The organism is Clostridium sp. CM039 (assembly GCF_055081075.1).
The window spans coordinates 1,933,543-1,960,405 of record NZ_CM143649.1 but is presented as its reverse complement, the minus strand read 5'-3'; the positions used below and the strand labels follow the sequence as shown (position 1 = coordinate 1,960,405).

Genomic DNA, 26,863 nt, shown 5'->3' with positions numbered 1-26,863 from the left:
ACTATCACATGGTAAAACTCGTATTATTGAATGAATCTGTTGAATAAATAGCCAACTAATAAATCCCGGAGAATTAACATCTTCCGGGATTTATTAGTTGGCTATTTATGTAGAAATTTTTAAATAAGCTTAGAAATTGTATGGATTCCTAAGTTTGGTTCACACTAAAGATATCTACAATTTAAAGAAAAACTGATTATTTTATGCTTCCAGCTGCAATAGATTTTATAATTTGTTTTTGTGCTAAAAAATAAAATATTATAACTGGAATAATTGCGAGAGTTAGTCCCGCAAGAGCTAAATTCCACTGTTTGGTATATTCACCAAAGAAAAAGAAAGTTCTCAATGGCAATGTTTGTGTTCCTGGTCTATTAATAACTAAGGATGGCAATAAAAAATCATTCCAAATCCAAACGGTATTTAAGATAGAAACTGTAACAGTTATTGGTTTTAACAAAGGAAATATTATATACCAAAAGGTTTGAAATTTGTTGCAACCATCTAACATGGAAGCTTCATCTAACTCCTTTGGGATTCCTTTTACAAAACCATGATACAGGAATATGGATAAGGCTGATCCAAAGCCAAGATACATAAATATGAGTCCACCCATATTCAATAATTTAAATTTACCCATAATTCTAACTAGGGGCAACATGATTGCTTGAAAAGGTATTAACATGGATGAAATAAATAACAAAAGAATTGCGTTGCTCAGTTTTGTTTTTGTCCGCTCTAACATCCAGCCCGCCATTGAAGCGAATATTGCAATAAAAATAACACCAGATATTGTTATTGTTAAAGAGTTAGTAATTGCATTTAAATAGTGCAACCTATCAAATGCTTCTTTATAATTATTTAAAGTGAATATTTCAGGAAAGGACAATACACTTGCAAATAATTCTTTTTTTGTTTTAAGGGAATTGATAATAATGATATAAAAAGGTGATAAAAATAATGCGCCTAAGGCAATACCAATAACTCCTAGAGCTAGTTTACCTACATTTAATTTTCTGGTTTTTTTTATCATGCTTCCACCTCATTTTTCTTAGAAAGATATACTTGTGTTAAAGTAACCGCACCAACTATTAGTAAAAATATAACAGCTTTTGCTTGCGCTACGCCCATTTGATTAAATTTGAATGCGGTGTTGTAAATATTCATAGAGAGCATCTGTGTTGAATTTGCAGGACCACCTGCAGTTAAGGATAAATTTTGGTCATAAAGTTTAAAGGAATTAGATAAAGTTAAAAATAAACTTACTGTAAAGGCAGGTCCTACTAGAGGGAATGTAATATTCTTTATTCTCTGCCATGCATTTGCACCATCAATCTCAGCTGCTTCCGTAAGCTCTGGTGGTATGTTTTGAAGAGCAGCTACATAAATAACCATTAAATATCCTGACATTTGCCATGACATTAAAATTACTAACCCATAAAATCCAGTAGTCCCATCCGATAACCATCCAAGTAACCATTGCTGATGAAAAATAGTTCCAAGTCCAGAAAAAACTTGTGTGAAAATAAACTGCCAAATAAATCCAAGTATAAGTCCTCCTATCAAGTTAGGCATAAAAAATATAGTTCTAAGTAGATTATTGCTTTTCATACCAGTTGTTACAAGTAAAGCGAGGCCAAATCCAATACAATTTATTACAACAACTGAAACTATAGTAAATTTAGCTGTAAATAAGAATGAAGCAAGGAAAGTCTCATCCTTAAATGCAGAGACGTAGTTTGCAAATCCGATCCAACTTATATCGGATGCAATTCCATTCCAGTCTGTAAAAGAATAGTAAACTCCAAAAAGCAATGGTATGATCAAAACTATAGTGAACACAGCTAAAATTGGACCTACAAACATCCAAAATGACGCATTATTTTTTTTCATTACAGTATCTCCTTTCGTACATTAGCTTGATATTAATAAAATCCTGGAACAGATTTGAACTTTCCCAGGATTTTGAAATCTTAAATCATATTCATTATTTTTTTCGTGCTGCTGACCAGGTCGTTTTCATATTATCTACTAATTTATCCCATGTGATGGTGCCAGCAATATATTTTTGAACGTCTGTTCCGAATTTTTCCATACCCCATGCAGTAGGATATCCCATAAATACCCATGGAATTGTTTTTCCTTCGTTTACGTATCTAAGTACTTCTTTACCTAGTGCATCTGTTGGTTGTAATTTCTCACCGTCATAACCTTTGAAAGCTGGTATAAACTTAAAGTCTTTAATGATCATTTCTTTACCTCTGTCTGAAGTATATAACCAGTTTAAGAAGTCTGCAGCAGCTTTCTTAGCTCCATCATCTTTTGAACTGTTAATAGCCCAATACATAGGTACTCCAACTTGGATACAACCTTCTTTAACGCCATCTAAAGGCATTGGTAATATACCAATATTTTTGGACAATTCTGGATCGATACCATCTATTGATCCAAAAGCCCAGTTTCCTTGTTGAATTATTGCTACTTTACTCATAGAGAACATTTTTTCAACTTGAGTAGAATAGTCCACGCTGTTAATTGATTTATTAGTACCATCTGGCTTATAAGCATATTTAATTTGAAGATCTAATAGTTTCTTTAATGGCTCATTTTGTTTGAATGTTATTTCTTTTGCATTAAATGCATCTACAACTGTTGGAAATTCATTTGCAAAAGCAACGTTAGATAAATGTAATCCTGTTACCCAAGTTTCCTTGCCAGGTAAAGCAAATACTGCATCTATCTTTAATTCTTTCTTCTTTGAATCCAATGTTTTCGATGCGGCTTTTAAATCTGCATATGTTTTGATTTTTGAAGCATCAATTCCTGCTTTTGTGAATATTGTTTTATTGTAAATAAGTCCAGATCCTTCTTGGTTAAACGGCATACCATAAAGTTTACCATCCATCTTTACAGCATCTAAAGTTCCTGGGTAAGCTTGTGATACCCATGGTTCGCTTGATAAATCTTGAAGTTTAGCTTTCCAGTCAAGGACATCTTGAGTTCCGCCAATATTGTATATTGTTGGTTCTTGTCCTGATGCAAATTTAGATTTTAATGCCGCACCGTAGTCTTCTCCACCGCCAACTGTTTGTACATTAATTTTAACATTTTTATTTAATGCCATGTATTCTTTTGTAGCTTTTTCAAGAGCATCCTTAGCTTCAACTTTAAATTGGAATATGTCCACTACGACATCCTTGCCTACCGCTTTTGAAGCAGCAGGATCTGTACTTTTACTACAACCAGACAACATACCTGTCATTATAGCAACTGTACATGCAACTGCTATAAGCTTTTTTGTGTTCTTCATTATTAAGCCCCCCCTATTTTCTAATTAAATCTTATCTATGCAATCGTTTGCTTAAACATTATAATAAACCATTTAGAGAATATTGTCAATATAGTAATTTTATTTTTTTCTTTCAGTATTTTAGTAAATACTAAAAGAGAAGATATAACATTTCTACTGATATTATTCTAATAAATTTTTTTGATATGTGACAGCCATTCCGTGGATATCAGTACATTGCTGAGCTTTTATTATAACTACCACTGGTGAAGTTTCAGGGCCCTATAACTATGGTATTTAAGAGAGCGTTCCAATATTTCAAGTATGGTCAATGAGGAGTGATTTTAGTAATTATAAACCTAATTTTGTTAGCATTTAGTATCGTATTTATTAGAACTCAAAAATAAGAAGAGTAGAGGTGATTTGTATGAAAAATAATGAATTTCAGATTTAATGGAGAATTATGTTTGATTCTGAATTTATTGCACAAAATTATGATTTTATTGCAAAATTGCACATTCGTTGAAGATTGATGATTTGTTTTTTTCTGTAGTTGTAGTAAATTACTTAGTAGACGTATGAATTAATTAACATTTAGGGGGATGAATATTTATGGGGAATTTTCAAAATATTAATACTTTAAAGCCAGAAGGCATTGAAAACAAAAAAGCATATTTAGTCGGAGGAGGTATAGCCTCTCTTGCGGCTGCTGCATACTTAATTCGAGATGGTCATATGGATGGTAAAAATATCACTATTTTAGAACAAGCACATATTATCGGTGGTAGTATGGATGGAGCTGGAAACGCAAAGGACGGTTACGTTGTTCGCGGTGGACGCGAAATGGAAGAACATTATGAGTGTTGTTGGGATTTATTTAGCGCGGTTCCTTCTCTAAGCGCCCCTAATCGAACTGTTTTGGACGAATTTCGAGAGCTAAATATGGCTGACCCTAACGAATCGACTTGTAGGTTACTTCATAACTGTGGTGAAAAGGCCGATTTTTCCTCTCTTGGATTAAACGATCTTCATATTAAGCAACTTACTATGCTTCTTCTTGCAACCGAAGAAAATTTGGGAGCCACAACTGTTGAGCAGTATTTTCACCCATCTTTTTTAGAAACTAATATGTGGTGCTTCTGGCGCTCTATGTTTGCATTTGAAAATTGGCACAGCGTTGTGGAAATGAAACGATATATGCAACGTTTTATGCACTTGCTTCCTGGAATGAGCCATATGAAAAACATTATGTTTCCAAAGTACAACCAGTATGAGTCTATGATTCTTCCTTTGGAAAAATGGTTGCAGTCTAAAAATGTAGTCATTAACCTAAATGCACAGGTTACAGATTTGGATATTGATATAGAAACTGATAAAAAAACTGTTACGGCCATTCGACTGTTGCATAATGGCAAGGAAGAAATAATTCATACAACCGAGAATGATTTGGTATTTGTTACCAATGGATCTATGACAGAAAATTCTACGATTGGAAGTATGCACGAGCCTGCAACAATTAATCGTGGAACAGCAGGTTGCTGGGATTTATGGAAAAACATAGCTAAGAAAGATCCTTCATTTGGAAAACCAGAAGTTTTTTGTAGTGACATAGACAAAAGCAAATGGGAATCTTTTACTATAACTAGCGCGGATCCTAAAATAGCAGATCTTCTTAAGGAATTAACAGGTAATGACCCATATTCCGGGAAAACTGTTACAGGAGGTATTATAACTATCAAAGATTCAAGCTGGCTTTTGAGCGTAACTTGTAATAGACAGCCTCACTTTATTGACCAACCTAAAAATGTATTGGTACTATGGGCTTATGGTCTTTTCCCTGACAATATTGGAGATTTTGTAAAAAAGAGAATGTGTGATTGCACTGGTGAAGAACTTGTAACGGAACTTTTATACCATATGGGTAAGAAAGATGAAATACCAGAAATCCTTAAAAACGTTAATGTTATCCCTTGCATGATGCCTTATACAACCAGTCAGTTTATGCCACGTGTCAAGGGTGATCGTCCTGACGTTATTCCGAAAGGCAGTAACAATCTTGCCTTTTTAGGACAATTTGCAGAAGTTGCAGATGATTGTGTATTCACAGTTGAATATTCCATTCGTTCAGCTATGATGGCGGTTTATACGCTACTTAATCTTGAGAAAGAAGTACCAGATGTATATCCCACTAAATACGATGTTCGCGTGATTGCTGCGGCAACAAAGGCATTATATAGTGGACGTCCTCTCCCCGCTGAGATGATTGTGAAAAAACTTTTAAAAAACACAACACTTGAAGGGTTAATTTAAATATAAAAAAAGAGAACCAGGAGAAATTTAATTCCTCCTGGTTCTCTTTATTATAAATATTTTTATAATAACTACCACATACAATTTCTGATGTTTAAATAAAAATACTATCAGTGACAGTATGGTTGGCAAAAGTGTTTACTATTTTTGTATTTTGCATTTTGATAATGCTCTATGGATATCGCCACTTATTACATTATTGAGATCGGCGATAAGTTGTTCTGGATTTTTAACCATCTTTGTTCTTATCCAATCAAGCAATAACCCTACAAATGCAAATTTATAAAAATTAACTATAAATTCTTTTTTTTCTTCCCAAATCTTCATGTCCACGGCGATCTCATCAACAACATTAAAGACAAGGGTGTACACTGCATTGTATAAATGGGTTTCCAAATACTCACGCCCAACGGAATTATAGGTATTTAACACCATTTTATGATTTTGATCTAAATAGAGAAATATTTGCAAAAATCCCTGTTGCCACGTTTGATACGTTTTATTTTCTGCCATGACACTAGCAACTTCAGTTTCGAAAACCCACTCTAAAAGTGCATAGATATCTTGAAAGTGATAGTAGAATGTACGGCGATTTACTCCACAGTCGTTAACAATATCATTAATTGTAATTTTTGTTAATGGAGTAGTATTCATTAGTTTTTTCAATGATGATGCTAAAGCTTTTTTTGTGGTTTGTGACATACATTACAGCTCCTTTCCCTGCGCATTATATATATTATATTTATAATGAAGGAGTTAGTCAATGAGGTAGTAAGGAGCTGGATTTAGTTATATCCTACGGAATCATGTTCGTAGCCTAAAAAATATAAAATGATAAAACTTTTAGATGCAAGTATAATATATGTTATACTAAAATTGAAAAATATTAATTTAGAGGTGATACTTATGGATCATAAAAGTACAGATATTGCTAAAATTTCTGTGAAAATGTCCCTATGTCCAAGAGCTAGTGAAGAAAAATTTATCGCAGCTTATAAAGAAAAAGGAATATTGGTTACTGCAATAGATATTGGAGGTAATTTTTCTGCATTTACTACAAAGGTAATTGAAAGTGCTATTGTAGCTTCAAAAAGAGGTGGACTTATAAAGGATTGTCATGTTCATGAGGGTGCTGTAGCTGGTGCTACTAAAGATGCTTTAGCCCAAGTTGCACCTAAAGCTAACGGATTAAATGTAGGTGGGAAAATGGGAATAGCGAGATCTGGTGAACATATAAGTGTATGTATATTTTTAAGTATAGGTTTGCTCCATTTGAATGAGGTTGTAATAGGACTTTCACATCGTTCTATACCTGATATTTATTAACTGAAATTTTATAATTTAAAAATCTAATATTTTAGAAATATATTGACAATTTGAAAAAAATGCTATAAGATTAATAAAAAATTTAACATAGAATAATAATGTAGTTAAGGTATTTTGTAGCATGTAGTATGGTAGCGTAGTAGGGTAGTATGGTAGTGTAATAATGGTAGGGATTAAGACGTAAATAAAGCTAACTATAAAATTAATGACATTTCAGAAGGAAAGTCTCCAACTTTTATAAGTGGGAGTTCTATACTATAACAAAGAAAAAATTATTGTGGGAGTATAAAGCTCCTTCTGAAGTCATTAATATTGCAGCTCCGCAGGAGATGACTCCGCAGGAGATGACTCCGCAGGAGATGATTTAACAGTAGCTTTTATTTTTATAATTAAATATTTTAGGAGGATGGTAGTATGGTAGCGAAAAAGAGATTATTATGTGTAATTGGCACGTTGTTTTTAGGTGCCTCAGTTTTAGCAGGTTGTTCGACTGCTAAAACAAAAAGTAAAGGTAATTCTGGTAAGGTGACAAGTATTGGAATAATCCAACTTGTAGAACATCCCGCACTAGACAAAGCTCACAAAGGATTTATGGATGCTCTTAGTTCTAAGGGGTTTATAGATGGTGAAAAAATAAAAATAGACTTTCAAAATGCTCAAGGCGATATTCCAACAGCTCAAACTATTGCAAGCAATTTCACTTCAACTAAAAAGGATTTAATATATGCTATAGCAACGCCTTGCGCACAGGCAGCATATAACAGTACTAAAAGTATTCCTATACTTATAACTGCTGTAACTGATCCTGTAAAATCAGGTCTGGTAAAATCTCTAAACAAACCCGATACAAATGTTACAGGCACTAGTGATGAATTGCCTATGGATAAACAATTTCAATTAATTAAAATACTAAAACCTAACTGTAAAAAGGTAGGTATATTATATAATACTAGTGAAGCAAATTCAGAAATTCAAGTAGAAATGGCAAAAAAGCAAGGTTCAAAGATGAATTTAGAAATAATAGCTGTGGGGATTTCAAGTTCTAACGATATATCTCAAGCATTAGCTTCATTACTTCCTAGAATTGATGTTTTATATACAACAACTGATAACTTAGTAGCATCTTCAATGCCTCTCATCAGCTTAAAATCCATTGAAAAAGGTATTCCTATAATAGGCGCTGAAAAAGCCCATGTAGATGCTGGTGCATTAGCTACAGAAGGTATAGACTACTATAAACTTGGTTTTGAGACAGGTCTTATGGCAGTAGATATCATAAATGGTAAAAAGCCAAATGATATGCCTATACAAACTTTAAAGGAATCAACACTTACCATAAATGAAGATACGGCAAGCAAACTTAAAATTACTATACCAAGTGATTTAAAGGCAAAAGCAGTGATAGTTAAGGGCGGTGCTAAGTAATGGATGGCCTTATCATAAACATACTAGAACAAGGATTTATTTTTGCAATAATGGCTATAGGAGTTTATATAACTTATAGAATATTAGATTTTCCCGATTTATCTGTAGATGGAACTTTTGCATTAGGAGCTGCAGTTACAGCAGCCGCATTAGTAAAAGGTGTAAATCCTTTTATATCACTAATTTTAGCTTTTATTTCGGGCATAATGGCCGGAGGAATTACTGGGATACTTCATGTGAAGCTTAAAATAACAAATTTACTTTCAGGTATTTTAGTTATGATAGGACTTTATTCTATAAATCTTAGGATAATGGGTAAAGCTAATGTGCCATTATTTTCACAAAGCACTATTTTTTCTAATGATATTTCTCCAGTAATCATAATTGCCTTATTTGCTATTTTAGCTAAGATAGTTTTAGATTTGTTTTTGAATACAAAACTAGGGTTTATATTAAGAGCTACAGGAGATAATTCTCAAATGGTAACTTCCTTAGGAATTGATATAGGGACTATCAAAATACTTGGTCTTATGCTTTCAAATGGTCTTGTAGCAGTTTCTGGTTCTATGATGGCTCAATATCAAAGATTTTCTGATGTAGGCATGGGAACTGGAATTATAGTTATGGGTCTAGCGTCTGTTATATTAGGAGAAGCTATTTTCAAAAAAACTTCATGGATGCTTCCAACGACTACTGCAATTTTAGGTTCAATATTATATAAAGGCAGTATATCTCTTGCTTTAAACTTAGGGTTACCTCCAACAGATTTAAAACTTATAACTTGTATAATTGTTATATTTGCTTTGTCCTTAAATGGGAGAAAGGTTAATTTAAGTTTTAAAATGTTAAAGAAATTTAAGTCAGGAGGTGTTCCAATTGCTTCAGATAAATAATCTTCAAAAGGTTTTTAACAAGGATACAATAAATGAAAAAGTTATATTTAATAATTTGAACCTTCATTTAAACAAGGGAGATTTTATTACTGTAATAGGTAGCAATGGTGCCGGCAAATCATCTCTATTAAATTTAATATCTGGTTCAATATTACCTGACAAGGGTTCTATTTGTTTAAATGGAAGAAATATATCATCGCTTCCAGAACATAAAAGAACAAAATTTATAGGAAGGGTATTCCAAGATCCAACTTTAGGTACTTCTCCTTCTATGTCCATATTAGAAAATTTATCAATGGCTTATAATAAAGGGAGTAAATTTGGATTAACTCCTGGCATTAACAATAAAAATTTAGAGTTATTTAAGGAATCATTATCCAGACTTTCTTTGGGCCTTGAAAATAACTTAAATAAAAAGGTTGGTTTATTATCTGGTGGTCAAAGACAAGCTTTGTCACTACTTATATCAACTATATCTAATCCTGATTTATTGCTTTTAGATGAGCATACCGCAGCCTTAGATCCAAAGACTTCTGAAAATATAATAAAATTAACTAAAAATACAGTTAGTGAAAAAAATATAACTACACTTATGATAACTCATAATTTAAATTATGCCATAGATATAGGAAATAGGCTGATAATGCTTCATGGTGGAGAAATAGTTTTAGATATCAGCGGAGAAGAAAAGAAAAGTTTGACTATACCCAAACTTTTAGACAGATTTAACAACAAAAATTCCAATGACTTTATAAGTGATGAAGTGGCTTTTTCATAAAATTTTAGCAAGGAACTAACTAAAATGTACCCTATAGAGTAGACAATTTTAAAAAAGTCTATCCTGTAGGGTAGTTTTAGTTATTTCCTATTTGTTTTTTTTGGAAACCATCCTTTTTTAACTCTTTCTTCTTGCTCTATAATTTCATGAATACTCCAAATGCATGAGAAACCAGCTACCCCTACTATAGCTGATAGTGTAGTATTTTTAATATACAATGAGACAAGCACAAAAACAATTCCTAAAATTAAAAATACAGGCCATATTTTTTTACCAAAATAGTATTCTCCTTTAATTACTATAGGATGAAAAACTCCAATAATAAGAAAGGCAGCAATGCCAATAAAAATTCCATGAAAATTCATTATAAGACCTCCTAAGCATTCTGAATAGTGTTAACACTATCGTTGTTGTATATATAGTATCATATAAAAACATCTTCCTCACCTAATCCGTTTTTACTAACAAAAAATGTAATATTATTAATCCTTGACATATTATAATTAAAAATATAGAATTTAAGTGATAACATAATTTTATATTTTTAATTATGCACAATGAAGTGTATTAAATGAGCATTGAGGCTCCGTGGGAATTGATTCCTATGGCGCTTTTTTATTTAACGACAGTTTAGAAGGAAAGACTCCCACGTCTATAAGCGGGAACTACGTACCATAACAAATAGAAAACTTCAGTGGGTGTATAAATCTCCTTCTGAAGTCGTCAATGCAGCTTCCGCGAAGCTGTTTCAGCTCCGCAGGAGATGATTTAATTCTGAAAGGAGAATATTAATGGAAAGTTTTAACATTAAAACGCAGATATATTTCGGAGACGGTTCATTAGAAAGATTAAGTCAACTTGATTGTAAAAGGGCATTTATAGTTACAGACCCTTTTATGGTAAAATCAGGTGCCATAAACAAGATTACTGATGAAGTTTCGAAGGGTGACATTCAGTATATGGTATTTTCAGATATTGTACCAGACCCACCAATCGAAGTTGTGGTAAAAGGTATAGAGGTTATGATGAAATTTAATCCAGAAGTAGTAATAGCTCTAGGTGGAGGTTCTGCTATAGATGCAGCAAAAGCAATATGTTCTTTTAGTTCTAAGATACATGATCGTATGGATTGTGGCGTGAAGAATAATAAAAAAATTAAATTTATAGCTATACCTACAACTAGTGGAACAGGTTCAGAGGTTACAAGTTTTTCTGTAATTACAGATAAAAGTAAGAATATAAAATATCCTTTAGTATCAGATGAACTACTACCTGACGAAGCTATATTAGATGCAGAACTTGTTACAACTGTGCCAAATTTTATTACAGGAGATACAGGGATGGATGTACTAACCCATGCTATAGAAGCTTATGTATCTACTAAAGCAACAGATTATACAGATGCATTAGCAGAAAAATCTATAAAATTGGTTTTTGAAAATTTAATGAGAGCTTATAAGAATGGTAATGATTTAGATGCAAGAAAAAAAATGCACAATGCTTCTTGTATAGCAGGGATAGCTTTTAATAATGCATCACTAGGGTTAAATCATGGAATGGCACATATTGTTGGTGGAAGATTTCATGTGTCTCATGGAAAAACTAATGCTATATTACTGCCATATGTAATAGAATACAATGCAGATTTAAAAGGTTTTAATTCAAATGATTATACAAAGGCCGCTAAAAGATATTCAGAAATATCCAAAATATTAGGATTGCCATCATCAAATGTTAGACAAGGGGTAAAAAGCCTAATAGCAGCTATAAATAAGCTTTTAAATGAATTAAATATGCCTACATCGCTAAAAGAAACAGGGATAAAGGCAGATGATTTTAAAAAAGAAGTTTCACAAATGGCCCTAATAGCTATAGAGGATAGATGTACTGAAACGAATCCACGAGTACCTAATATAGAGGAAATAATAGCTTTATTTGAAAGGGTTTTTGATAAAAAATAATAGGTCACATTGATATAAATAGCACGGAAAAATTAACAATATTAAAAACGTTTTCCATATTAATTTTTCATATTGACAAATTAGAATAAAGAGTATAATATTTAAGCATAGGTACACAATGGCGTGTACATTTTAAAGAAGGCAATGAGGCTTGTTAAAAATATAATTATATTTTTAGTGAGCCTATTTTTTTATAAAAATTCAAAGAAGTGGTGATACTATGGAAGAGAAACAAAGAGTAATACAAGAATATGTTCCTGGCAAGCAAGTTACATTAGCCCACTTAATTGCAAACCCCAACAAAGATCTATATAAAAAACTAGGACTTACAGCAGATCATAAGGATGCCTTAGGTATACTTACTATAACACCTAGCGAGGCCTCTATTATAGCAGCAGACGTGGCAACAAAGTCGGCAGATGTATCTATTGGATTTGTGGATAGATTTAGTGGATCAGTGGTTATAGTTGGTGATGTAGGCAGTGTAGAGTCAGCACTTACTGAAGTTATTAAGGTTCTTAGTAATGTACTCGATTTTTCTGAATGTAAGATAACCAGATCTTAGAGGTGATATATGAAAACCTTAATGTTAATTGGAAAAACATATTGTGGCAAAACTACTTTGACTCAAGCAATAAACGAAGACGAGTTACATTATAAGAAAACTCAGACAGTTGAAATTATCGACGGAATTATAGATACTCCTGGTGAGTACATTGAAAACAGATCTTATTATAGAGCTCTTATAGTTACTTCTGCAGATAGTGATGTAATCGCTATGATTCAGGATTGTACGCAGGAAGATAGTATTTTCCCGCCAAGCTTTGCTAGTATATTTGCAAAGCCTATTATTGGAATTATTACAAAAACTGATTTGTGCTGTGATGAAAACAAGTTAAAAGCAGCAGAAGAAGTTCTAGTAAGCGCAGGAGTAGAAAGAATTTTTAGAATAAGTGCTTTTGATAAATCTGGTTTAGAAAATTTAAAGGATTATATTATGAATTAAACTTTTTAAAAATCTATTTTTATTTTATGAGGTGAAGTATGAATAAAAAAATAGTAATAGCCGATGATGAGCCTATTACAAGAATGGATTTAAAAGAAATACTAGAAGCGGCAGGATACGATGTTGTAGGAGAAGCTTCAGATGGATTTGATGCAGTATCATTGTGTAGAAAACATTCACCAGATTTAGTGCTTATGGATATAAAGATGCCTCTTCTTGATGGATTAAATGCAGCTAAAATAATTCAAAATGAAAATTTGGCCAGTGGGATAGTTCTGCTAACTGCTTATAGTGGCAAAGAGTTTGTAGAAAAAGCTATCAAAGTAGGGGCTATAGGATACATAGTTAAGCCTATAGATGAAAAATCACTTATTCCAACTTTGGAGGTAGCTATATCCAAGAGCGCAGAAATAAAAAAAATGAAAATAGAAATTGAAAAAGGTTGTAGTAAGCTAGAAGAAAGAAAAATTATTGAAAAAGCTAAAGGCTTATTGATTCAAAGAGATAAAATTACTGAGCAAGATGCTTATGACCAGATTAGAACACTTAGTATGAATAAAAGATGTTCAATGGGAGATATAGCTGAGGCTATAATAATGAGTTATGAACAGTGAAAAAATATATGAACTATGTAGAATGTACACTAATTTAGATGAAGATGACATTTTAAAAATACAGCAAATGTCATCTTGTATTAAATATTTTGCCGACATTTTAAATGCAGATGTTTTTATAGATTGTCCAACTAGAGAAGCTGACGAAGCTATAGTAATAGCTGAGGCAAAACCTATTAATAGACCTTCGATGTATCAAAATACTGTAGTAGGAGAACTAGCATTAAGAGATAATGAGCCTGCTGTGCTTAGAACATTAGATCTTGGAATAACAACCAAAGACTTGAAGGCTGTAACTCAAGAACATATAAATGTACGACAAACGGTGTCACCTATAGAGAATAACGGCAAAATTATAGGGGTTCTAATAGTAGAGAAGGACATAACAGAAAAAATAAAAAAAAAAAAACATATGGAAATGCTAGCACAAGGCTACGAGGAGTTAGCTAATACTTTAGTATCTTCTACAGAAAATGAAAATAACATAGCTGATCACTTAGATGAAGCTATTATTATCTTTGATGAAGAAGGGGTAGTTAGGTTTAAAAATCCTATTGCTGATTTACTATATAAAAAGCTTGGCTACAAGGACAGCCTACTAGGCATGGATTATGATAATTTAGCCTTAGATGATATTAATTTTACGGAGGTAATGAATTTTCCTAATTCTAATGAATGTGAAGTGCATTTAGGAAAACTGTTTTTAAAAGTTAAGAGAATAATATTAACTGATAAAAAATTAAAACTTGTTACTATGATTAGGGATATAACAATGATGAAGGAAAAAGAGAAGGAATTAATTTTAAAATCTGTAGCTATTAAAGAAATTCACCATAGAGTGAAAAATAATCTACAGACTATAGCAAGTTTATTAAGACTTCAAGCAAGAAGAAGTGATAACCAGCAGACTAAAGATGCATTAAATGAAAGCATGAATAGAATTTTAAGTATAGCAGCTACCCATGAGATATTATCGCAAGAAGGTCTGGATGAAGTAAGTATACAAGAAGTTATTTCTAATATTAAAGATAACGCTATAAGATATTTTAATGCAACTAATAAGAATATTAAAGTGAATTTAATTGGAGGTAATTTTAAAGTAAGTTCAGATAAAGCAACTTCAATAGCTCTTGTAGTAAATGAATTACTTCATAATTCTATGCAATATGCTTTTGTAGATAAACCTTCAGGTAATATAGATATTGTAATCGAAAAAAGTGAAATATATTCTACCGTTGTAATAGTTGACAACGGTACGGGATTTGATATTAATAAGGTTAGAAAAAATAGTTTAGGACTTAGTATAGTAAAGACTATAGTTAAGGATAAGCTAAATGGAGATATTAATATAGCAACAGATTCAGAAGGAACTAGAGTTGTATTTGATTTCAAAAATTAATATGGATAATGGAAACACAAGGGCGTGTTTTTAAGATAAGCGATGAGGCTTAAAGTTATTTTTTAAATGACTTTAAGCCTTTTTTTGTTCTTAAACTGTGTTTCTGAAAATTCATAAGGCATTTGAAAAGAGGAATTAATATGAGAGAAGAAATTATAAGTGTTGGTATAGACATTGGTACTTCGACAACACAACTTGTATTTAGCAAGATAATTATAGAAAATTTGGCCTCAAATTTCTCTATACCTAGAATATCCATTGTGGATAAGGAAATTATATATAGAAGTGAAATATACTTCACACCACTTAAATCACAAAAGGAGATAGATGGTGAAAAGGTTCGCGAAATAGTAAAAAGAGAGTACCTTGCAGCAGGAATAGCGCCCTCAGATGTTATAACTGGGGCGGTTATAATAACAGGTGAAACTGCTAGAAAGCAAAATGCTAATGATGTTTTGCAAAAATTAAGTGGACTTGCAGGAGAGTTTGTTGTAGCTACTGCAGGACCTGATTTAGAATCAATAATCTCAGCAAAAGGTGCAGGAGCAGATAAAATTTCTGAGGATGAAGAGTCTACTGTAGTTAACTTGGATATTGGTGGAGGAACTACTAATATAGCAGTCTTCAAAGAAGGAAAACTTTTAGATACAGGATGTTTAGATATAGGTGGAAGACTTATTAAAATTGATAAGTCTTCGGGCAAAGTTCTATATATTGCGGAGAAGATAAAGGAATTAGCTAAGTTAAATCATGTTTCTATAGAAGAGGGGCAGAAGCCAACCTTTGAGGCTTTGAATATTATAGTCGATGAAATGGTTAAACTTTTAGAGGAAAGTGTGAATATAAGAGAAAAGAGCAGCTTCTATGAAAGAATACTTACCAATAAGGGAATTAGAAGCGATATAGCAATAGATTACATTACCTTTTCTGGAGGAGTTGCTGATTATGTTTGCAATCTGGAACCTGAAGAAATGTTTAAGTATGGAGATATAGGTATATTACTTGGTCAAGCTATTAGTAAGTCAAAGTTATGTACTAAAATTGTGGTTAAAAAATCTATAGAGACCATAAGGGCTACGGTGGTAGGAGCTGGTTCTCACACCACAGAAATTAGCGGCAGTACAATAACATATACAGAGGATAAGTTTCCTATTAAAAACCTTCCAATACTAAAACTTTCAGAGGATGAAGAAAATTCAGGTCATGAAAACATGGTTAAGGTTATAAAGGAAAAACTTAAGTGGTTTACATTAGAGAATGAGCTTCAACCCGTGGCTATAGCCATAAAAGGAAAGTTGAATCCTAGCTTTGTAGAGGTGCAAAAACTAGCGGAGACTTTGCTTTTGGGAATGGAAGAGATTTTGAAAGGTGATTTTCCAACTGTTTTAGTAGTTGAAAATGATATAGCTAAAGTCTTGGGACAAACTTTATATAGACAGCTTAATTTCAAAAAAGAAGTTGTGTGTATTGACACTATAAACGTCGAAAATGGCGATTACATAGACATAGGTAAACCTCTAGCAAATGGTAGGGTTGTACCAGTAATAATTAAAACACTAATATTTAATTCATAAAAAATAAGAGGGGTGAATTATCTTGAAATTAAAAACAAAGTTATTTGGAAAAGTGTATGATTTTAAATCAATAATGGAAGTTATGGCAAAGGCAAATGAAGAAAAGTCAGGAGATAAGCTTGCAGGAATTGCAGCAGAATCTTCAGAAGAAAGAGTGGCGGCTAAGGTAGTTTTAAGTCATTTAACTTTAGAGGATTTGAGGAATTGTCCAGCAGTACCTTATGAAATAGATGAGGTAACAAGAATAATTCAAGATGATGTCAATGAAAAGATATACGCTGGAATTAAAGACTTAACAGTATCTGAATTTAGAGAGTGGATATTAAATGAAAATACTACTGGAGAAGATATTAAAAGGATAAGTCGCGGACTTACTAGTGAGATGGTAGCTGCTGTAGCTAAGTTAATGTCTAATTTAGATTTAATTTATGGAGCAAAAAAAATAAGAATTACTGCACATTGTAATACAACAATAGGACTAGACGGAACCTTATCTGCAAGACTTCAACCTAACCATACCACAGATAATCCACAGGGAATTTTAGCTTCTCTTATGGAAGGATTAACTTATGGTGTTGGAGATGCGGTTATAGGCTTAAACCCAGTTGATGATTCCGTTGAAAGTGTAATGCGAGTTCTTAAAACCTTTGAAGACTTTAAGAATAAATGGGAAATACCAACTCAAAACTGTGTATTAGCTCATGTAACAACACAAATGGAAGCTATAAGACGTGGAGCTCCTGCGGATTTAATTTTCCAAAGTATAGCAGGTTCTCAAAAAGGAAATGAAGCTTTTGGAATAACTGCAGATATGATAGAAGAAGCAAGGCAGTTAGCACTTAAAGAAGGCACAGGATCTGGCCCTAATGTAATGTATTTTGAGACAGGACAGGGTTCAGAATTATCTTCAGATAGTCATAATGGTGTAGACCAAGTAACTATGGAAGCAAGATGTTATGGATTTGCTAAGAGATATAACCCATTCCTAGTAAATACTGTTGTTGGATTTATAGGACCCGAATATTTATATGATAGTAAAGAAGTTATAAGAGCAGGTCTTGAGGATCACTTCATGGGTAAATTAACTGGAGTACCAATGGGTGTTGATGCTTGTTATACAAACCATATGAAGGCAGATCAAAATGATATAGAAAATTTATCCGTACTTCTTACAGCGGCAGGATGTAACTTCTTTATGGGATTACCTCATGGTGATGATATAATGCTTAACTACCAGTCTACTGGATACCATGAAACAGCAACACTAAGAGATTTATTACACTTAAAACCAATAAAAGAGTTTGAAGTTTGGATGGAAAAAATGGGATTCACAAAAGATGGGAAATTGACTGAAAAAACAGGAGATGCATCTGTATTTCTTAAATAATGAGAGGAGGAAAAATAATGGTATCAGAAAATGATTTAAAAAAATTGGTTGAACAGGTACTACTTGAAATGACAAGTAAAGATAAGAAAGTTACAGCTAAAGTTGAAAATTCTATTAAAACAGAGGTTGAAGATGGATTTATTGATGATATTACAACTGTTGATATTAAAAAACAACTTTTAGTTCCAAATCCAGCAGATGCTAAGGGATATTTAAAAATGAAGGAGTCTACTCCAGCGAGATTAGGAATTTGGAGAGCAGGTCCTAGATATAAAACTGAAACAGCTTTAAGAGTTAGAGCAGATCATGCAGCAGCTCAAGATTCAGTTTTCTCAGATGTTTCAGAGGAATTCTTAAAGGAAATGAATTTATTTTCTGTTAAAACAGAATGCATCAATAAAGATGAATTTATAACAAGACCAGACCTTGGGAAAAAGATAACTGAAGAGGGTATAAAAGCTATAAAAACTAACTGCAAAATGAGACCACAGGTACAAATATATGTATCAGATGGATTAAGCTCAGCAGCTATAGAAGCTAATATTCGTGATGTACTTCCAGCTATGGTGCAGGGCCTTGAGGGTTACAGAATTTCTGTAGGAACTCCATTCTTCGTTAAAAATGGAAGAGTTGGCGTTATGGATGTAGTATCTGAAACCTTAGAAGCAGATGTTACTTGTGTACTTATAGGGGAAAGACCAGGCCTTGTTACAGCAGAAAGTATGAGTGCTTATATAGCATACAAAGCTACTGTAAATATGCCAGAAGCTAGAAGAACAGTTGTATCTAATATACATAAAGGTGGTACTCCTCCAGTAGAAGCAGGTGCTCATATATCTGACATAATAAAATTAATGCTAGAAAAGAAAGCAAGTGGAGTAGATTTAAAATTATAGTAAAGAAATTATAATTAGGAGGCAAAACACATGAAAAATGAAGCTATTCGTGCAACGGTATTAGGTGTAAAAATAATATCAAATGTTAGTCAAGATTTGGTAGAAGCCTTTAATTTAGCTCCACATCATAAGAGTTTAGGAATTATAACAGCAGATATAGATGATGTTACTTATACAGCTTTAGATGAAGCTACGAAATCAGCAGAGGTAGAAATAGTATATGCAAAATCAATGTATGCAGGTTCTGCAAATGCAAGTACAAAACTAGCAGGTGAAGTTATAGGAATAATGGCTGGACCAAGTCCAGCAGAGGTTAGAAGTGGACTTAATTCTGCTCTAGATTTCATAGAAAATGGAGCAAGTTTTACAAGTGCTAATGATGATAATACAGTTCCATATTATGCTCACTGTGTATCAAGAACAGGCAGCTTTTTATCGAAAACTGCGAACATTAAAGAGGGAGAGCCTATAGCTTATTTGATAGCTCCTCCACTTGAAGCTGTATATGCATTAGATGCTGCTTTAAAAGCAGCAGATGTTAAATTAGTAACTTTTTACGGACCACCATCAGAAACTAACTTTGGTGGAGCATTGCTTACAGGTAGCCAATCAGCTTGTCAAGCAGCTTGTGATGCTTTTGCAGCAGCAGTCCAATTTGTAGCTGAAAATCCTACAAATTTTTAAAGTGAAGCAATTAAATGTATAAGGGAGCATTAGGGTTAATTGAGGTACATGGGTACCTTGGTGCCATAGAAGCTGCAGATGTGGCACTTAAGACATCTAATGTAAATCTTATAGGTTGTGAAATAGTTGATGGTGGTTTGGTTACAGTAAAGATAAAGGGTGATGTTTCTTCAGTTAAAGCAGCTGTTGAAGCGGCTGAAATTGCTGTGACAAAGTTAAATATTTTAGTAGTAGCTCATGTAATTCCTGGACCAGACTTATCAGTATGGAACACTATTGTGGAAAATACAAGCACTAAGGATTGTGACCATAAGGAATGTAGTGAAGAGGTTTTAGTTGTTGAAAGTAAAAAAATCAAGAATGTAAATCAAGACAAAAAAACACAAGAGATTAAAGCGATAGAATTTGGAGATAACACTCTAAGTAATAGTACAAGCCTAAAAGAGCAGTTAGAGAGTGAAAAAGTAAATGAACTCAGAACATTAGCGAGAAGTCTTGACTTAGATAATATGACTAAGAAACAGATAAAGTTTGCTAAAAAAGATAGGCTTGTAGAAGAGATCGTATTATTCTATCAAAGGAGGAGTAAATAGTGGATAAGGATTTAATGTCAATTCAAGAAGTTAGGGACCTAATAGCTAAAGCAAAGATTGCACAAAAGAAATTAGGCGAAATGAGCCAAAGCGAAATCGACAGAATAGTTAAAGCCATTAGTGATTCAGCTTATAATAATGCTGAAAAATTAGCTAAAATGGCAGAAGAGGAAACTGGTTTTGGAAAATGGCAAGATAAGATTGTGAAAAATACTTTTGCTAGTAAGGGAGTTTATGAATATATAAAGGATTTAAAAACTGTAGGAATAATAAATGAAGATAAAGATAAAAAATTAGTTGAGGTGGCAGTTCCAGTAGGGGTTGTTGCAGGACTTATTCCATCAACTAACCCTACATCTACAGCTATATATAAAGCTATGATATCTATAAAAGCAGGAAATTCAATAGTTTTCTCACCACATCCAATGGGTAAAAAATGTATATTGGAAACTGTAAGAATAATATCTGAAGCAGCTGTGGCTGCAGGAGCACCAGAAGGAACTATTGGATGCATGTCTATACCTACTATGCAAGGTACAGATCAGTTAATGAAACATAGTGATATTTCATTAATACTCGCAACTGGTGGTACACCTATGGTTAAAGCAGCCTATAGCTCAGGTAATCCAGCTATAGGAGTAGGACCAGGAAATGGACCAGCTTTCATAGAAAAATCTGCAGATATTCCTTTAGCAGTAAAGAGAATATTAGATAGTAAGACTTTTGATAATGGAACTATCTGTGCTTCAGAACAATCTATAGTAGTTGAAGCTTGCTCTAAGGACAAAGTAGTTTCTGAATTAAAAGCACAGGGCGCTTATTTCTTAAATAGAGAAGAAGCTGATAGATTAGCAGGATTTATACTTAGAAGTAATGGTTCAATGAATCCTCAAATAGTAGGAAAAAGTGTTGAAGCTATAGCTAAAATGGCTAACTTAAATGTTCCTACTGGAGCTAGAGTACTTATATCTGAAGAAACAAATGTAGGACATAAGTATCCATACTCAAGAGAAAAGTTAGCTCCAATTTTAGGTTTCTTCTGTGAAGAAACTTGGGAAAAGGCTTGTGAAAAATGTATTGATATATTAAACAATGAGGGAGCAGGGCATACTCTTATAATACACTCAAATAATGAGGCTGTAATTAGAGAATTTGCACTTAAAAAACCTGTATCAAGATTATTAGTTAATACTCCAGGTTCACTAGGTGGAATAGGAGCTACTACAAGCTTAGTACCAGCTTTAACTTTAGGCTGTGGAGCAGTTGGCGGAAGTGCAACTTCTGATAATGTTGGACCTATGAACTTATTGAATATAAGAAGATTGGTTTATGGAACCCGTGAAATAGAGGATATAGTAGATAGAAGTAACACTGTTAATTCTAATATTAGCAAAGAAGATTTAAATGAAGACTCTATAAATCTAATAGTAGAAAAAATCATGGAAAAATTGAAAAGCTAGTTATATAAAATTAATATAGATAAAAAAAATTTTAGGAGGAATATAAAATGGCAAGTACAAACGCATTAGGAATGGTTGAAACAAGAGGACTCGTAGGTGCAATAGAAGCTGCAGATGCTATGGTTAAAGCTGCAAATGTTACATTGGTAGGAAAAGAGCAAATTGGTGCAGGACTCGTAACTGTAATGGTTAGAGGAGATGTTGGAGCTGTTAAAGCAGCTACAGATGCTGGAGCTGCTGCTGCAGAACGAGTAGGAGAATTAGTTTCTGTTCATGTAATTCCAAGACCACATGCTGAAGTAGATGCAATACTTCCAAAAGTAAAAGAAGTAATAGAAGAATAATATTTAAAAACATACTATCCCCACAATTCAAAAGGTTGTGGGGTAGTATGCTTATATACAATCTTCTCAAGGGGATGTGAGTTATATGAGTTTGTTAACTGAAAGTGAACTAAGAAAACAACTTAAAAATACAGATATTAAAGAATACGAAGTAGTAAAGGGTGTTATTATTACCCCCTCTGCAAAACAGTATCTACAAGATAAAAACATTAAACTAATAATTGTTGATACATTGAGTGCTAAGAAACAAGGTAATTCCAAAACTGAAAAGGAAGATGAAGGAAAAATTTTCCCGAAATATATTTGCCTCAAGGGTGGTTATGTAGAGGAAAAACCAGAGCATATGACACAGTTATATGGAAATAAATTAGTACCTAAAGATCATAGGAAAATAGAGTTTAGAGGAAGACTTGATAGTCTTCAATCTAAAATTTTGGAAGTTCAAGTAATAGCTTCAAAACTTCAAAATGAAGGAGTAGCAAAAGACTTAGAGGAGATTCTATCTTTTGTACGTAACATATTAAGGGCGGAAGTATTAGAAGAAAATCTTCCGGAATTCTCTATTTTAGGAATTGGTGAGAATGACCTGAGGGAAATGTCACATAATCCTAAAAAATATTTTAATATGGATCATTTTATGCCTAATTATAAAATGGGTGAAATAGTTGTTGGACTTAATTCCATAAGAAGTAATATAAGAGAAGTTGAAATATGTGGTTTCAAGGCATTTAAAGACATTGACGCAGAGATAACAAGAAACGATATTATAAGATATTTAAATAGATTAAGCAGCTGTTTATATATAATGATGTTTAAGTTTTTGTCAGGAAAATATAAATAGAGGGGGCACATCAGTGACCGGTATAGACATTGAATACATTATAGAAGAAGTCATAAAAAGAGTAAATGAAAAATTTAAAATTACAGTGGAAGCTTCAGGAAAACATGTTCATCTTTCAAGAGAAAGTATTGATACATTATTTGGTAAGGGTTATAAATTAACAGAGGTAAAGAAATTATCACAACCAGGTCAATATAGCTGCAACGAAAGAGTTAGCCTAACTGGGCCTAAAGGAACAATTAAAAATGTAGTTGTACTTGGACCAGAAAGAACACACACACAGGCTGAAATATCTAAGAGTGATGCTGTTATTTTAGGAGTAAAAGCACCAATTCGTGAATCAGGAAAATTACAGGGTAGTGCAGGTGTAACCATATCTACAGAAAAAGCTTCTTTAACAATTAAAGAGGGGTTAATAGTTGCAAAACGTCATATACATTTAACATTAGAAGATGCAAAGTTATTTAAGGTTCGTGATAAAGATATAGTTAAAGTTGAAGTTTCTGGGGAAAGACCGCTAATCTTTGATGATGTTGTAATTAGGGTAAAGAAAGAATTTAGAACATTTATGCACATAGATTATGATGAGGCAAATGCCTGTGGATATAATAAAGGCACTACTGCAAAAATTATAAAATAGAATTGTTGTTTTATAGATGATTTTAAAAATAAGATGATATACCTTATATGTTAAGCTGTATTAAACATTATAATTTTTATATAAGGAAGTGATTTAAGTGGATATAGAAAAATTAGTAGATATGATCACTAAGGAAGTTATGAAGAGGATTCCTAGCAGTAGAAATAGTACTGCAATGGATAAAGAAAAGGTATTGGTAATAAGTTCCTCTGAAGAAGAGTTAATAGTGATTAAAGAGCTTGTAGAAGATAAATACGAGGTTCATATTTATGATAAAGAAGATATAAATTTGAGAGACTATGAGCATATAATAGTTACAAATTTATGTAATAAAGGATTATCATCAATGGCGCTTGGGTTATGTAATAATGGTGTACAAGCGTTTATAGTAGAGGCTCTTTTTAACGGTAAGAAGGTTTATGTATTAAAAGAGGGAATACAGTACAGAAAACATTTAAGTACGTCTAATGAAGCTTTATATAATCTATATAATCAATATGAACACAAAATCATGTCTTATGGAATTGCTTTAGTCCATCAAAAGGATTTATTAAAAAGCATGCAAATGGGCGCTAATCGCAATGATGAATCAGTGCAAAAATCCTGCTCAATAGAATCAAATATAGTAATCGATGATATGCATAATAAAACTGAATCACAAGCTAAAAAAGCGGTTTCAGAGGATACTGTGCAATCTCATCAAATAGTAGAAATAAATAATAAAAGACTGATTACAGAATCAGACCTTAGAAAATTATATATGAACGGAATAAAGGAAGTAAACTTAATTAAAAAAGCTATATTAACCCCACTTGCTCAAGATTTTATAAGAATAAAACGATTAAAGATAAATAGAGTTTAGGGTTATTCTAAAACATTTTAAAAAATAAAAAGGGGGGGGCAGTTAATGATTATTGGTAAAGTTATAGGCAATGTTTGGGCTACAAGAAAAGATGAAAAATTAAATGGATTAAAATTCTTAGTGATAGAACCATCTAAAGCTGCAGCCGGCGAGGGGAGCGGAATTTTTGTTGCCGCAGATATAGTAGGGGCTGGCATAGGGGATAGTGTATTAGTGACTAAAGGTAGCGCTGCAAGCGCATCACTGCATATAAAAGATGTGCCTGTGGATGCTGTTATAGTAGGTATAATAGATAGTTTAGAAGTAGATGCAGAATTTCTATAATAAAGCACTTCTCGTATAAATAAATTTATTTGGAGTGAATCTATGATTAAAACTTTAGGAATGATGGAATTTAGAAGTATTGCAAAAGGAATAGAAATAGCGGATGTAGTTCTAAAAGCAGCAGAGGTAGAATTAGTATTTTGTAGAACTATTTGTCCAGGGAAATTTATGATACTTATATCAGGAGAAGTAGGATCTGTTAAAGAAGCCTTAGACAAGGGGACGAATCAAAGTAAAGGTTTTTTGATAGGAAGTTTTCTACTTCCTAATGTACATAAGGATATTATACAATCATTAAAAAATAAAATAAAAGTAGTACCTAATGGAGCTATAGGAGTAGTGGAGACCACTAATGTAGTTTCTGGAATATTTATCTTAGATAAGGCGCTTAAAGCAGCGGAGGTAAGGCTTTTTAAGTTAAGTCTCGGCACTTTAATTGGTGGAAAATCTTATTTTATTATATATGGTGATGTGAGTTCTGTGCAGGAAGCTGTAAAAGAAGCTTTAAGAGAAATTGATGAGAAAAAAATAGTTTCAAGTATAGTAATTCCATCACCATCTAAGGAACTAATCAGTAGCTTATAATAATAGTTAACAATGTAGATAAATTCTAAAAAAATACATATGATCAAAAAATAATTTTCTGGAAGGAGAAAAAATGGGAATAAATGAAATTATTATATATATAATGGTTGTTTTCATGGTTTTAGGTGCAATAGATAAGTGCATAGGAAATAAATTTGGTTTAGGAGAACAATTTGAAGAGGGATTTATGGCAATGGGTTCATTAACTATAGCTATGGTTGGTGTAGTTTGTTTAGCACCAGTACTTGCTAGTGTATTAAAACCTGTAGTAGTCCCAATTTACACTGCATTAGGAGCAGATCCATCTATGTTTGCTACTACTTTACTTGCTTGTGATATGGGAGGATATCCTCTTGCAAAAGAACTTGCACAAACAGCACAAGCAGCAAGCTTCTCAGGCGTAATTATAGGATCTATGATGGGACCAACTATTGTATTTACTATACCAGTTGCTCTTGGAATAATTAAAAAAGAAGACCATAAATTTTTGGCAACAGGTGTACTTGCAGGGATAATAACAATTCCTATAGGAGCGCTTATAGGTGGACTTGTAGCTGGATTTGGAGTAATAATGTTACTTAAAAATCTTGTGCCAATAATAATATTTGCAGCACTTCTTGCTGTAGGATTATGGTTAATTCCTGAAAAAATGATAAAAGGCTTTACCGTTTTTGGAAAAGGTGTAGTTGTGCTTATAACAATAGGTCTTGCAGCTATAATAATAGAAACTTTAACAGGAGTAGTTGTTATACCTGGAATGGCACCACTATCCGAAGGTATTGAGATAGTAGGTTCTATTGCAATAGTACTCGCAGGAGCCTTCCCAATGGTTTATGTTATAACGAAAGTATTTAAAAAACCTCTAATGAAGCTTGGTTCATTACTAGGTATGAATGATATTTCAGCAGCAGGTATGGTGGCAAGTCTTGCAAATAGTATACCAATGTTTGGAATGATGAAAGACATGGATGAACGGGGTAAGATAATAAACGTTGCATTTGCAGTTAGTGCAGCTTTTGTATTTGGAGATCATTTAGGTTTTGTTGCTGGAGTAGAAAAAGGAATGATATTCCCTATGATAGTTGCAAAATTAGTCGGTGGAGTTGCAGCGGTTGCGTTAGCTTGTTTTATACTTTCGAAAAATAAAAAAAATAAGTCTGTTCAAGCATAATAGCATTATAAGATAATAATGAATGGAGGAATTAAAATGGAAAATATAGATGCAAAATTAATTGAGGACATGGTTAGAAAAATCATAGCAGAAAGTTTATCAAAGGAAAAATGTGAATTTGAAAAGCACGTAGATCCTAGTGGTATAATGTCAATAAAATTAGACACTGTAAAAATGGGTAAGTTTGATACTGGCAAAGAGGGAGATGACGTACTTTTAACAGATGTTTTAACATTAGAAGAAAGTCCGAGACTTGGATGCGGTCTTATGGAAATGAAAGAAACGTGCTTTGATTGGACATTAAAATATGATGAAATAGATTATGTTATAGAGGGAACTTTAGAAGTAAATATTGATGGAAGAAAAGTTGTAGCCAATAAAGGGGAAATGATTTTAATTCCTAAAAACTCAAAAATTCAATTCAGTGTTCCAGATTATGCAAAATTTATGTTTGTGACATATCCTGCTAATTGGGCCGATATAAAGTAGATATTTTTTAAGGTA

The 26,863-nt window shown here is 32.7% G+C and carries 29 protein-coding genes; 24 read left to right on the top strand and 5 right to left on the bottom strand.

From position 1 onward, the window contains the following. Positions 1-196: 196 nt before the first annotated feature. From ACWJJ2_RS09280 to ACWJJ2_RS09270, 3 genes are all read right to left on the bottom strand, one after another. Positions 197-1,030 (bottom strand): carbohydrate ABC transporter permease, encoded by an 834-nt coding sequence (locus ACWJJ2_RS09280; RefSeq protein WP_165411558.1) that lies wholly within the window; start codon positions 1,028-1,030, stop codon positions 197-199. Then, positions 1,027-1,890 (bottom strand): carbohydrate ABC transporter permease, encoded by an 864-nt coding sequence (locus ACWJJ2_RS09275; protein ID WP_216303424.1) that lies wholly within the window; start codon positions 1,888-1,890, stop codon positions 1,027-1,029. The genes ACWJJ2_RS09280 and ACWJJ2_RS09275 overlap by 4 nt, the downstream gene beginning before the upstream one ends. Positions 1,891-1,984: 94 nt before the next feature. Beyond that, positions 1,985-3,307, bottom strand: coding sequence for an ABC transporter substrate-binding protein (locus ACWJJ2_RS09270; protein WP_216303425.1), 1,323 nt, complete (start codon positions 3,305-3,307; stop codon positions 1,985-1,987). 591 nt (positions 3,308-3,898) lie between these two features. Between ACWJJ2_RS09270 and ACWJJ2_RS09265 the strand changes: the two genes are divergently transcribed. Next, complete coding sequence (locus ACWJJ2_RS09265) at positions 3,899-5,596, top strand: oleate hydratase (RefSeq protein WP_216303426.1); 1,698 nt, start codon at positions 3,899-3,901, stop codon at positions 5,594-5,596. 141 nt (positions 5,597-5,737) lie between these two features. Here the strand turns inward: ACWJJ2_RS09265 and ACWJJ2_RS09260 are convergent, their stop codons facing one another. Next, positions 5,738-6,298, bottom strand: coding sequence for a TetR/AcrR family transcriptional regulator (locus ACWJJ2_RS09260; protein ID WP_462954289.1), 561 nt, complete (start codon positions 6,296-6,298; stop codon positions 5,738-5,740). A 204-nt stretch (positions 6,299-6,502) separates the two neighbouring features. On the opposite strand from ACWJJ2_RS09260, the gene ACWJJ2_RS09255 reads away from it, so the two are divergent. The 4 genes from ACWJJ2_RS09255 to ACWJJ2_RS09240 all read left to right on the top strand — a co-directional run bounded on the left by ACWJJ2_RS09255 (position 6,503) and on the right by ACWJJ2_RS09240 (position 10,018). After that, complete coding sequence (locus ACWJJ2_RS09255; RefSeq protein WP_216303448.1) at positions 6,503-6,922, top strand: HutP family protein; 420 nt, start codon at positions 6,503-6,505, stop codon at positions 6,920-6,922. Positions 6,923-7,336: 414 nt separating this feature from the next. Continuing rightward, on the top strand, positions 7,337-8,347 hold the full coding sequence (locus tag ACWJJ2_RS09250; RefSeq protein ID WP_216303428.1) for an ABC transporter substrate-binding protein: 1,011 nt from the start codon (positions 7,337-7,339) through the stop codon (positions 8,345-8,347). Beyond that, positions 8,347-9,240 (top strand): ABC transporter permease, encoded by an 894-nt coding sequence (locus ACWJJ2_RS09245; protein WP_165411564.1) that lies wholly within the window; start codon positions 8,347-8,349, stop codon positions 9,238-9,240. Before ACWJJ2_RS09250 ends, ACWJJ2_RS09245 begins: the two co-directional genes overlap by 1 nt. Continuing rightward, positions 9,224-10,018 (top strand): ABC transporter ATP-binding protein, encoded by a 795-nt coding sequence (locus ACWJJ2_RS09240; RefSeq protein WP_165411565.1) that lies wholly within the window; start codon positions 9,224-9,226, stop codon positions 10,016-10,018. Before ACWJJ2_RS09245 ends, ACWJJ2_RS09240 begins: the two co-directional genes overlap by 17 nt. Before the next feature lie 80 nt (positions 10,019-10,098). On the opposite strand, the gene ACWJJ2_RS09235 is transcribed toward ACWJJ2_RS09240, so the two are convergent. Beyond that, positions 10,099-10,383 carry a DUF4491 family protein gene (locus tag ACWJJ2_RS09235; protein ID WP_216303429.1) on the bottom strand — a complete coding sequence of 95 codons (285 nt, stop codon included), beginning with the start codon at positions 10,381-10,383 and terminating at the stop codon, positions 10,099-10,101. 426 nt (positions 10,384-10,809) lie between these two features. Here ACWJJ2_RS09235 and ACWJJ2_RS09230 point away from each other — a divergent pair, with 426 nt between their 5' ends. From ACWJJ2_RS09230 to ACWJJ2_RS09140, 19 genes are all read left to right on the top strand, one after another. Further along, positions 10,810-11,979 carry a 1-propanol dehydrogenase PduQ gene (locus ACWJJ2_RS09230; protein ID WP_216303430.1) on the top strand — a complete coding sequence of 390 codons (1,170 nt, stop codon included), beginning with the start codon at positions 10,810-10,812 and terminating at the stop codon, positions 11,977-11,979. Between the two features lie 220 nt (positions 11,980-12,199). Next, complete coding sequence (gene eutS, locus ACWJJ2_RS09225) at positions 12,200-12,544, top strand: ethanolamine utilization microcompartment protein EutS (protein WP_165411568.1); 345 nt, start codon at positions 12,200-12,202, stop codon at positions 12,542-12,544. A 9-nt stretch (positions 12,545-12,553) separates the two neighbouring features. Next, positions 12,554-12,985: a EutP/PduV family microcompartment system protein gene (locus tag ACWJJ2_RS09220; protein WP_220286410.1), complete on the top strand. Its 432-nt coding sequence runs from the start codon at positions 12,554-12,556 to the stop codon at positions 12,983-12,985. A gap of 38 nt (positions 12,986-13,023) precedes the next feature. Beyond that, positions 13,024-13,599, top strand: a complete 576-nt coding sequence (locus ACWJJ2_RS09215) for an ANTAR domain-containing response regulator (RefSeq protein WP_165411570.1) — start codon at positions 13,024-13,026, stop codon at positions 13,597-13,599. After that, the gene (locus ACWJJ2_RS09210; RefSeq protein ID WP_220286409.1) at positions 13,589-14,998 is read left to right on the top strand and encodes a sensor histidine kinase; all 1,410 of its coding nucleotides are present in this window, start codon (positions 13,589-13,591) and stop codon (positions 14,996-14,998) included. Before ACWJJ2_RS09215 ends, ACWJJ2_RS09210 begins: the two co-directional genes overlap by 11 nt. 140 nt (positions 14,999-15,138) lie before the next feature. Then, the gene (gene eutA, locus ACWJJ2_RS09205) at positions 15,139-16,572 is read left to right on the top strand and encodes an ethanolamine ammonia-lyase reactivating factor EutA (RefSeq protein WP_220286408.1); all 1,434 of its coding nucleotides are present in this window, start codon (positions 15,139-15,141) and stop codon (positions 16,570-16,572) included. 22 nt (positions 16,573-16,594) lie between these two features. After that, the gene (locus ACWJJ2_RS09200; protein ID WP_216303434.1) at positions 16,595-17,959 is read left to right on the top strand and encodes an ethanolamine ammonia-lyase subunit EutB; all 1,365 of its coding nucleotides are present in this window, start codon (positions 16,595-16,597) and stop codon (positions 17,957-17,959) included. A gap of 17 nt (positions 17,960-17,976) precedes the next feature. Next, on the top strand, positions 17,977-18,855 hold the full coding sequence (gene eutC / locus ACWJJ2_RS09195) for an ethanolamine ammonia-lyase subunit EutC (RefSeq protein ID WP_216303435.1): 879 nt from the start codon (positions 17,977-17,979) through the stop codon (positions 18,853-18,855). Positions 18,856-18,885: 30 nt separating this feature from the next. Further along, positions 18,886-19,539, top strand: coding sequence for an ethanolamine utilization microcompartment protein EutL (gene eutL, locus ACWJJ2_RS09190; protein ID WP_165411575.1), 654 nt, complete (start codon positions 18,886-18,888; stop codon positions 19,537-19,539). A 14-nt stretch (positions 19,540-19,553) separates the two neighbouring features. Next, positions 19,554-20,132 (top strand): BMC domain-containing protein, encoded by a 579-nt coding sequence (locus ACWJJ2_RS09185; protein WP_220286407.1) that lies wholly within the window; start codon positions 19,554-19,556, stop codon positions 20,130-20,132. Positions 20,133-20,146: 14 nt separating this feature from the next. After that, positions 20,147-21,592 carry an acetaldehyde dehydrogenase (acetylating) gene (locus ACWJJ2_RS09180; RefSeq protein WP_216303449.1) on the top strand — a complete coding sequence of 482 codons (1,446 nt, stop codon included), beginning with the start codon at positions 20,147-20,149 and terminating at the stop codon, positions 21,590-21,592. Positions 21,593-21,639: 47 nt separating this feature from the next. Further along, the gene (gene eutM / locus ACWJJ2_RS09175) at positions 21,640-21,936 is read left to right on the top strand and encodes an ethanolamine utilization microcompartment protein EutM (RefSeq protein WP_165411577.1); all 297 of its coding nucleotides are present in this window, start codon (positions 21,640-21,642) and stop codon (positions 21,934-21,936) included. An 85-nt stretch (positions 21,937-22,021) separates the two neighbouring features. After that, a complete protein-coding gene (locus tag ACWJJ2_RS09170) occupies positions 22,022-22,777 on the top strand; it encodes a cobalamin adenosyltransferase (protein ID WP_216303437.1) in 756 nt (251 codons plus the stop codon). Between the two features lie 13 nt (positions 22,778-22,790). Beyond that, on the top strand, positions 22,791-23,417 hold the full coding sequence (gene eutD, locus ACWJJ2_RS09165) for an ethanolamine utilization phosphate acetyltransferase EutD (RefSeq protein WP_165411579.1): 627 nt from the start codon (positions 22,791-22,793) through the stop codon (positions 23,415-23,417). 97 nt (positions 23,418-23,514) lie between these two features. Next, positions 23,515-24,279 carry a hypothetical protein gene (locus ACWJJ2_RS09160; protein WP_220286406.1) on the top strand — a complete coding sequence of 255 codons (765 nt, stop codon included), beginning with the start codon at positions 23,515-23,517 and terminating at the stop codon, positions 24,277-24,279. 45 nt (positions 24,280-24,324) lie between these two features. Continuing rightward, complete coding sequence (locus ACWJJ2_RS09155; protein WP_165411581.1) at positions 24,325-24,603, top strand: EutN/CcmL family microcompartment protein; 279 nt, start codon at positions 24,325-24,327, stop codon at positions 24,601-24,603. A 42-nt stretch (positions 24,604-24,645) separates the two neighbouring features. Beyond that, a complete protein-coding gene (locus tag ACWJJ2_RS09150) occupies positions 24,646-25,188 on the top strand; it encodes a BMC domain-containing protein (RefSeq protein WP_216303439.1) in 543 nt (180 codons plus the stop codon). Positions 25,189-25,261: 73 nt separating this feature from the next. Then, a complete protein-coding gene (gene eutH / locus ACWJJ2_RS09145; RefSeq protein ID WP_216303440.1) occupies positions 25,262-26,359 on the top strand; it encodes an ethanolamine utilization protein EutH in 1,098 nt (365 codons plus the stop codon). A gap of 36 nt (positions 26,360-26,395) precedes the next feature. Then, positions 26,396-26,848, top strand: coding sequence for a cupin domain-containing protein (locus ACWJJ2_RS09140; RefSeq protein ID WP_220286404.1), 453 nt, complete (start codon positions 26,396-26,398; stop codon positions 26,846-26,848). Positions 26,849-26,863: the final 15 nt, after the last annotated feature.

Excerpts from the sequence above, each read along its gene's own strand:
- ACWJJ2_RS09280 (WP_165411558.1), bottom strand. The coding sequence starts at position 1,030 with ATGATAAAAAAAACCAGAAAATTAAATGTAGGTAAACTAGCTCTAGGA.
- ACWJJ2_RS09275 (WP_216303424.1), bottom strand. The coding sequence starts at position 1,890 with ATGAAAAAAAATAATGCGTCATTTTGGATGTTTGTAGGTCCAATTTTA.
- ACWJJ2_RS09270 (WP_216303425.1), bottom strand. The coding sequence starts at position 3,307 with ATGAAGAACACAAAAAAGCTTATAGCAGTTGCATGTACAGTTGCTATA.
- ACWJJ2_RS09265 (WP_216303426.1), top strand. The coding sequence starts at position 3,899 with ATGGGGAATTTTCAAAATATTAATACTTTAAAGCCAGAAGGCATTGAA.
- ACWJJ2_RS09260 (WP_462954289.1), bottom strand. The coding sequence starts at position 6,298 with ATGTCACAAACCACAAAAAAAGCTTTAGCATCATCATTGAAAAAACTA.
- ACWJJ2_RS09255 (WP_216303448.1), top strand. The coding sequence starts at position 6,503 with ATGGATCATAAAAGTACAGATATTGCTAAAATTTCTGTGAAAATGTCC.
- ACWJJ2_RS09250 (WP_216303428.1), top strand. The coding sequence starts at position 7,337 with ATGGTAGCGAAAAAGAGATTATTATGTGTAATTGGCACGTTGTTTTTA.
- ACWJJ2_RS09245 (WP_165411564.1), top strand. The coding sequence starts at position 8,347 with ATGGATGGCCTTATCATAAACATACTAGAACAAGGATTTATTTTTGCA.
- ACWJJ2_RS09235 (WP_216303429.1), bottom strand. The coding sequence starts at position 10,383 with ATGAATTTTCATGGAATTTTTATTGGCATTGCTGCCTTTCTTATTATT.
- ACWJJ2_RS09230 (WP_216303430.1), top strand. The coding sequence starts at position 10,810 with ATGGAAAGTTTTAACATTAAAACGCAGATATATTTCGGAGACGGTTCA.
- eutS (WP_165411568.1), top strand. The coding sequence starts at position 12,200 with ATGGAAGAGAAACAAAGAGTAATACAAGAATATGTTCCTGGCAAGCAA.
- ACWJJ2_RS09220 (WP_220286410.1), top strand. The coding sequence starts at position 12,554 with ATGAAAACCTTAATGTTAATTGGAAAAACATATTGTGGCAAAACTACT.
- ACWJJ2_RS09215 (WP_165411570.1), top strand. The coding sequence starts at position 13,024 with ATGAATAAAAAAATAGTAATAGCCGATGATGAGCCTATTACAAGAATG.
- ACWJJ2_RS09210 (WP_220286409.1), top strand. The coding sequence starts at position 13,589 with ATGAACAGTGAAAAAATATATGAACTATGTAGAATGTACACTAATTTA.
- eutA (WP_220286408.1), top strand. The coding sequence starts at position 15,139 with ATGAGAGAAGAAATTATAAGTGTTGGTATAGACATTGGTACTTCGACA.
- eutC (WP_216303435.1), top strand. The coding sequence starts at position 17,977 with ATGGTATCAGAAAATGATTTAAAAAAATTGGTTGAACAGGTACTACTT.
- eutL (WP_165411575.1), top strand. The coding sequence starts at position 18,886 with ATGAAAAATGAAGCTATTCGTGCAACGGTATTAGGTGTAAAAATAATA.
- ACWJJ2_RS09185 (WP_220286407.1), top strand. The coding sequence starts at position 19,554 with ATGTATAAGGGAGCATTAGGGTTAATTGAGGTACATGGGTACCTTGGT.
- ACWJJ2_RS09180 (WP_216303449.1), top strand. The coding sequence starts at position 20,147 with ATGTCAATTCAAGAAGTTAGGGACCTAATAGCTAAAGCAAAGATTGCA.
- eutM (WP_165411577.1), top strand. The coding sequence starts at position 21,640 with ATGGCAAGTACAAACGCATTAGGAATGGTTGAAACAAGAGGACTCGTA.
- ACWJJ2_RS09170 (WP_216303437.1), top strand. The coding sequence starts at position 22,022 with ATGAGTTTGTTAACTGAAAGTGAACTAAGAAAACAACTTAAAAATACA.
- ACWJJ2_RS09155 (WP_165411581.1), top strand. The coding sequence starts at position 24,325 with ATGATTATTGGTAAAGTTATAGGCAATGTTTGGGCTACAAGAAAAGAT.
- ACWJJ2_RS09150 (WP_216303439.1), top strand. The coding sequence starts at position 24,646 with ATGATTAAAACTTTAGGAATGATGGAATTTAGAAGTATTGCAAAAGGA.
- eutH (WP_216303440.1), top strand. The coding sequence starts at position 25,262 with ATGGGAATAAATGAAATTATTATATATATAATGGTTGTTTTCATGGTT.
- ACWJJ2_RS09140 (WP_220286404.1), top strand. The coding sequence starts at position 26,396 with ATGGAAAATATAGATGCAAAATTAATTGAGGACATGGTTAGAAAAATC.